The sequence below is a fragment of the Streptomyces sp. NPDC029014 genome, from assembly GCF_055564695.1.
On the sequence record NZ_JBVHVT010000004.1, the window covers coordinates 90,123 to 95,753 of the forward strand.

A 5,631-nucleotide genomic window follows, 5' to 3' on the forward strand; every position below is an offset into this window, starting at 1 on the left:
TGCGGGACCGGTGGTCGGCCGGTGACGTGAAGCTCGACGCGGATCGCGAGGGTGCCGCGGTCGCCGTGCGGTCCTCGTCACAAGGCGGCGCGGACTACTTGGTGATGCGGATTTCGACCAGGATGTGTTCGCGGCCGTCGACGGACTCGCCGACCCCTTCCCAGGTCTTTGCGGGGATGTCGTATTCGACGCGGTCGTTCTCGGCGGTCATCGCGAGGTGGGTGTTGCCGGAATCGTCGGTCCGCACTCCGTGCACTGACTTGAGCTCTCGAGGAACGCCTTCACTTTCGCGGGGTCCTCGGTCTTGAGCACCTCCACGGCAGCCAGGGCCACTTTCCTGGTCGAAATCGCCGCCATGGCAGCGAGGTTCTCGACGTTGTCCTGGTGGAGAGCGATGAGGCGGTCGGCGTCGATCCAGTGGACGACATCCTCGTCCGAGCCGGCGAGCGCGAACTCCGCCGCCTCCCGCGTCCACGTTCCCGCCCGCCCGATGAACTGGATCGCTGCCTTGCGTCCGGCCGCCACGGCATCCGCGGTCCTGCCGGCCTTCAGCGCCGACTCCGCGGAGCCGATGAGCGCGAACAGCTCCTCGGACAGGCGTGCCTCCTGCGTCCGCTCCCGGTCGTACCGTTCGAGCTGCTTCGTTTCCGCGCTCGCCTCGAGCCGCGCCCGCTCGATCGCCTCGGCGGTCTCCTCGGCCAGCCTGGCCGTCTCGGCCTCACGAGCCGTCTGTTCGACCGCACGTGCCTTGTCGACGGCGTCGGCGGCCTTGTTCGCCGCCTCGACGGCCGCATTGGCTGCCGCCGTCGACCGGTCGGCGTAGTCGACCGCTTGGCCGGCATGGTTCGCCGCTTCCACAGCGGCCGCGGCCGCCTTCGCGGCGTGATCGGCGGCACTGTTGGCCGCGTCGCGGAATCCGCCGCTTCGGCAGCCGCGGCCGCGAGGTCGGCCTTCTGAGCCACAGTACGGACGAACGCGACCATGGCCGTGGCAGCCTGCGCCGCCGCACGGGCCGCATCCGCCATCGCTGCGTCCTTGGAGGCCCCGATCGCGGCTTGGTACGCCCGAGCCGCGGCGTGTCCCGCCGCTGCGGCCGCTGCGGCGGCGGCCTGTGCGGCCGCCACCGAACGCTGCGCGGCTGCCTGCGCCGTGCGCGAGGCCGACACAGCGGTCGCCGCGGCGGCTGCCGCGCCCCGGGCCGCCTGCGCCGCCTTGTTCGCCGCCCCGGCGGAGCGCTGGACGTCCTGTTCGGCGGCTTCGGCCTCGGCCTTGGCCTCCAGCGCCGCCTCCTTCGCCTTCTCGGCAGCCTTGACCGCCTGCTGCGACAGCTCGACGGCCTCGTCGGTCTTCAGGCCGGCGCGCTGCCCCTCCGTCTCCACGACCTTGACCAGTTGCTGGATCGTCGCGGTCTCCTCGTCACGGGCCCGGGCGATGTACTGGCCCGTTTCGAGGAACCACCGGATCGCCCGCGGCGTCCCGTCGTCCAGTGCCCGCTGCGCGTACTCCCGCACCTGCGGTGACGCCGCCGTCACGAGGACGGACGTCACCTGCACCCGCTCGTCCTCCTCACGAGCGGTGAACTGGCCGCCGCTGAGGAAGGCGCGCAACGCGAAGTCCGGATCGGCCGCCAGCGCAGCGGACGCATCCCGCTTCACGGCACGACCACCGTGGGCCATGACCGTGGTCACGGCGACCTTCAGGTCCTCGCGCACCGCGGTCTGGAACCCGCCCTTGAGGAAGGTCTCGACCGCCGCCGTGCCGCCCGACAGCGCCGCGCCGATGCCTTCGCGCGTTGCCCTGCCCGCCGTGACCAGGGACTGGGTGAGCGTGAACCTGTTGTCCTCGGCCCGAGCCGCCGGCAGCTTCTCGTCGAGGAACGCCCTCACGTCCGCCGCACCCCCCACCAGGGCCGCGGCAGCAGCGGTGCGCACGGCGCGCCCGTGCAGTTCGGCAGCGCACAACCGGCTGCCACCCCGGCGAAAGCGGTGAGTATCTGACGTCTGCTGAACTGTCGTGAACGTGGTGCCATCACGACTCCCTTCTGTTGCGCTGATTCCGACCAGGACGTGTTCCCGGCCCGACGGGCTGTCGTGGTCGGTGGTCCGCACCCGGTGTGCCGGTCGGACTCCGGGTTCGCGTCCCGCGGTGCCGTGTCCTCCGGTGCCGCCGACCGGGTTCGCGTCTGGCTCCCTGGAGGCGATCACTACGCTCGGCGCACCGCGCAGGTGGGGGGAAGGGGGTTCGGACGGACGGAAGCGTCCCTGACCGGATCCGGCCCGGGTGCGCTGTCGTTCGCCGCGCTCCGGCTCCATGCCTGCGGGCGGTCCCCTCGACCCGTTCGTCTTAGGGTGGAGATCGCCGCAGCAACGGATGGGGGAACGATGCATGCATGGGACAGCGCGCTCGTGCTCGGCCCGGGCGGGCCCGTCGGTACCGCTTGGACGGCCGGACTCGTCCATGGCCTGCGAAGGCTGGGCGTCGACCTGGCCGCGGCGGATCTGGTCGTCGGTACCTCGGCCGGCGCGATCGTGGGCGCCGCGCTGACCACCGGCCGGAACCTCGCGCACTTCGCCGACCCCGCCGGTGACGGCGGCGGCGGTCCCCGGCCGCCGCAGGGGGACCCGCGGCTCATGGGTGAGGTCTTCGCGGTCCTCGGTGCCGGCCTGCCACCGCAGGAGGCCCGCCGACGGGTCGGGCGGTTCGCCCTCGGCGCGGCCGATCCGGAGGCCGGGCGAGCCTTGGTCGCGGCGCGACGCCGACTCGTCGGCACGGACACCTGGTCGGCTGAGCACCGCCTGCTGATCCCTGCCGTGGAGGCGGGAAGCGGCGAGCCGGTGGTCTGGGACCGCGACAGCGGCGTCCCGCTGGCGGCTGCCGTCGCGGCCTCCAGCGCGTTCCCCGGCGCGGCGCCTCCCGTCCCGGTCGGCGGGCGCCACTACATCGACGGCGCGCTGCGGGCAGGCACCAACGTGGACCTCGCGGCCGGCGCGCGTACGGTGGTCGTGGTGGAGCCGATGGCACGTCAGGCTGTCGGGCAGGAAGCGTCGGTCGCGACGGACGTGGAGACGTGGGTGTCGCTGTTCCCTGACGAGGCCTCGGCAGCGGTGCTCGGCACGGACCCGTTGGACATGTCGGCGTGGGTACCCGCGTTCCGGGCGGGGCAGCGGCAAGCCGTTGCCGCGCGGGAGCAACTGGCCGGAGCCCGGGCCGTCGGCGCTGAGCGCGGCGCGGGGTGACGGGGCCGCTGCCGTCCGGTGGTCGATGTGCCGGACGGCACCGGGCCCATGGATCCGGGAGCGGGCTACCAGCGGTCGCGGGGCGACGCCGGGACGAGTGTTTCCACCAGAAGTCCTCCGGCCGTGTCGTGCGACGGGGTCAGGCGCCGGCCAGCCAGGTGTTCCAGGCCTTGGTGGCCAGGTCTTCGTCGGCGTCCTCGGCGAACAGGTGGTGGCCCAGCCAGATCGGGGAGTTCCAGGAACTGCCGTTGAAGAACCGGTACAGGGCGTCCGGGCCCCGCAGGCCGACGAAGTCGGGGCTCAGCCAGTCCACGACCACCTCCGTCGAGCGGCCGTCCGTACCCGGGAGGTCGAGCGACAGCCGGTCGCCGACGGCCGCGTCGTCGGGGAGGCCGAGGTGCCGGCGCAGGTCGGCGAAGTCGGCGGGGTCCTCGGTGCACTCGCCACGGGCGGCCTTGACGTAGACGGCGGGGCGGCCGGCGAAGTGCCTCAGGTACTCGGGGAGGGAGTGCTGGTAGAAGTCGACGTGCTTCTCGGCCGCGTCCGCCTTGGTGTCCCAGTTCCAGCTGTCGTCGACGACGCCCGTGTGCACCCAGTGGATCCCCATCCGCAGGTGGCTCGTGCCGCCGTCGGCGGGCTCGATGCGGTACGTGAGCGTGTTGGAGAACCCGCCGTCCTGGGTCGCCCGGACCGCGAAGTGGTGCGGCGGCTCCCACGCCACGACGGTGCTGTCGCCGCGCGTGGCCTTGCCGCCGACGCGCGGCTCGACCTCCATCGGGTACAGCCAGCCGAGGTTGCCGGCGCCGGTGGCGACCGCCTCCCAGACCTGCTCGGGCGTGGCGGGCAGGTCCTGTTCCCGGCGGACCTCGAACTCTCGGGCCATGGTCACTTCTCCTTCGTCATCGTTGATGGCTGTCAGTAGCTGAGCGGGAGGGCACTCAGTCGCCGTTGCAGTGGGTTGGGCCGCCATGCGAGGGTCGCGCCGTCGGCCAGCCGCAGGTCGGGGAGCCGGCGGACCAGCGTGCCGATGGCGACCTCTGCCTGGAGCTTGGCCAGGGGGCCGCCGAGGCAGAAGTGCGGGCCGTTGCCGAAGCTGAGGTGCCGGTTGCCGGGGCGGGTCAGGTCGAGCCGGTCGGGGTCCTCGAAGCGTTCGGGGTCCCGGTTGGTCGCGGCGAGGAACAGGTAGGCGAGCTCGCCCTCGCGCAGCGTCCGCCCGCCGATCGCGACGTCCTCGGCGACGACCCGGACGATCGCCTGGGTCGGCGTGTCGTAGCGGGCGAGTTCGTCGATGGCGGTGCGGATCAGTGTGGGGTTCTCGCGCAGCCGGGCCAGTTGGTCGGGGTGGCGCAGGAGGGCGAGGGTGCTGTTGCCGATGAGGTGGGTGGTGGTCTCCTCGCCGGCGGTGATGAGGACGAAGCAGGTGGACAGCAGTTCGGCGTCGGTGAGCCGGTCGTCCTGCGCCTGCGTGGCGACCAGGGCGCTGATCAGGTCGTCGCCCGGGTCGGCCCGGCGTCGGCGGATGAGTCGGGCGAGGTACTCCTCGTACTGCTCGATCGCCGCCTCGGACTTGTCGATGTCCTCGCCCATCCGGCCGAAGCGGCGGAACCAGGTCTTGACCTGCGGGCGGTCCTCGGGCGGGATGCCGAAGAGCTCGCAGATGACGGACAGCGGCAGCGGTGAGGCGACCGCCTCGATCAGGTCCATGGTCGGCCCCGCCGCGACCGCCTCGTCGACGAGCCGGTCGACGATCCGCTGGATACCGTCGCGCAGGGCTTCGGCGCGCCGGGCGGTGAAGGCCCGGTTGGCCAGCTTGCGCAGCCGGGCGTGGTCCGGCGGGTCGGTGTTGGTCATCACCCGGCCGAGCCGCTCGGTGAGCCGGCTGAGGGCCTTCAGGTCGCCGCCCAGCGCGCCGAGGGCGCTGGTCATCCGGTCCCGGTCGATGGACAGCCGCAGGTCGCCCAGGGCGGCCTCGACGTCGGCGTACCGGGTGAGGTACCAGATCCCCTGGGCGCTGTAGTGCACGGGGCTCTCGCGCCGCATCCGGGCGTAGAACGGGTACGGGTCCCGCAGGGCCTCGACGGTGAGCAGGTCCGAGGCGAGGTCGTGGGGCGGGGCGAGGCCCACCGTGGAGCGGGCCTCGTCCGTCGTGTCGGTCAGGTTCACTGCGGGCCGCGCTACCGCTGGGCGTTCATGGCGTCGGCGAGGCTCTTGGGCCGCATGTCGGTCCAGGTCTGCTCGACGTACTCCAGGCAGGCGGCGTGGGTGCCGGGGCCGCAGACGGCAGTCCAGCCCTCCGGGACGTCCGCGAACTGCGGCCAGAGCGAGTGCTGGTTCTCCTGGTTGACGAGAACGAGGAAGGTGCCGTCCTGGTCGTCGAACGGATTGGTCATGGGAA

7 protein-coding genes are annotated in these 5,631 nt (G+C 72.7%); 1 reads left to right on the forward strand and 6 read right to left on the reverse strand.

Annotated features, from left to right (window positions below):
- Positions 1–94: 94 nt before the first annotated feature.
- From ACZ4VL_RS03735 to ACZ4VL_RS03745, 3 genes are read right to left on the reverse strand one after another with little or no spacing between them, the layout of a single operon-like run.
- On the reverse strand, positions 95–247 hold the full coding sequence (locus ACZ4VL_RS03735) for a hypothetical protein (protein WP_468195382.1): 153 nt from the start codon (positions 245–247) through the stop codon (positions 95–97).
- Positions 208–525, reverse strand: coding sequence for an ALF repeat-containing protein (locus ACZ4VL_RS03740; RefSeq protein WP_468195384.1), 318 nt, complete (start codon positions 523–525; stop codon positions 208–210). The genes ACZ4VL_RS03735 and ACZ4VL_RS03740 overlap by 40 nt, the downstream gene beginning before the upstream one ends.
- 23 nt (positions 526–548) lie before the next feature.
- A complete protein-coding gene (locus tag ACZ4VL_RS03745) occupies positions 549–2,108 on the reverse strand; it encodes an ALF repeat-containing protein (RefSeq protein ID WP_468195386.1) in 1,560 nt (519 codons plus the stop codon).
- Positions 2,109–2,381: 273 nt separating this feature from the next.
- On the opposite strand from ACZ4VL_RS03745, the gene ACZ4VL_RS03750 reads away from it, so the two are divergent.
- On the forward strand, positions 2,382–3,236 hold the full coding sequence (locus tag ACZ4VL_RS03750; protein WP_468195387.1) for a patatin-like phospholipase family protein: 855 nt from the start codon (positions 2,382–2,384) through the stop codon (positions 3,234–3,236).
- Positions 3,237–3,375: 139 nt separating this feature from the next.
- Here ACZ4VL_RS03750 and ACZ4VL_RS03755 read toward each other — a convergent pair whose 3' ends face one another.
- The 3 genes from ACZ4VL_RS03755 to ACZ4VL_RS03765 are packed head-to-tail and all read right to left on the reverse strand — an operon-like array spanning position 3,376 to position 5,626.
- The gene (locus ACZ4VL_RS03755; protein ID WP_468195389.1) at positions 3,376–4,119 is read right to left on the reverse strand and encodes an SRPBCC family protein; all 744 of its coding nucleotides are present in this window, start codon (positions 4,117–4,119) and stop codon (positions 3,376–3,378) included.
- 32 nt (positions 4,120–4,151) lie between these two features.
- Positions 4,152–5,399 (reverse strand): cytochrome P450, encoded by a 1,248-nt coding sequence (locus ACZ4VL_RS03760; protein ID WP_468195392.1) that lies wholly within the window; start codon positions 5,397–5,399, stop codon positions 4,152–4,154.
- A gap of 11 nt (positions 5,400–5,410) precedes the next feature.
- A complete protein-coding gene (locus ACZ4VL_RS03765) occupies positions 5,411–5,626 on the reverse strand; it encodes an MbtH family protein (RefSeq protein WP_468195394.1) in 216 nt (71 codons plus the stop codon).
- Positions 5,627–5,631: the final 5 nt, after the last annotated feature.

Bases quoted from the DNA above. Each gene is read 5' to 3' on its own strand.
- ACZ4VL_RS03755 (WP_468195389.1), bottom strand. From the start codon at position 4,119: ATGGCCCGAGAGTTCGAGGTCCGCCGGGAACAGGACCTGCCCGCCACG.
- ACZ4VL_RS03750 (WP_468195387.1), top strand. From the start codon at position 2,382: ATGCATGCATGGGACAGCGCGCTCGTGCTCGGCCCGGGCGGGCCCGTC.
- ACZ4VL_RS03765 (WP_468195394.1), bottom strand. From the start codon at position 5,626: ATGACCAATCCGTTCGACGACCAGGACGGCACCTTCCTCGTTCTCGTC.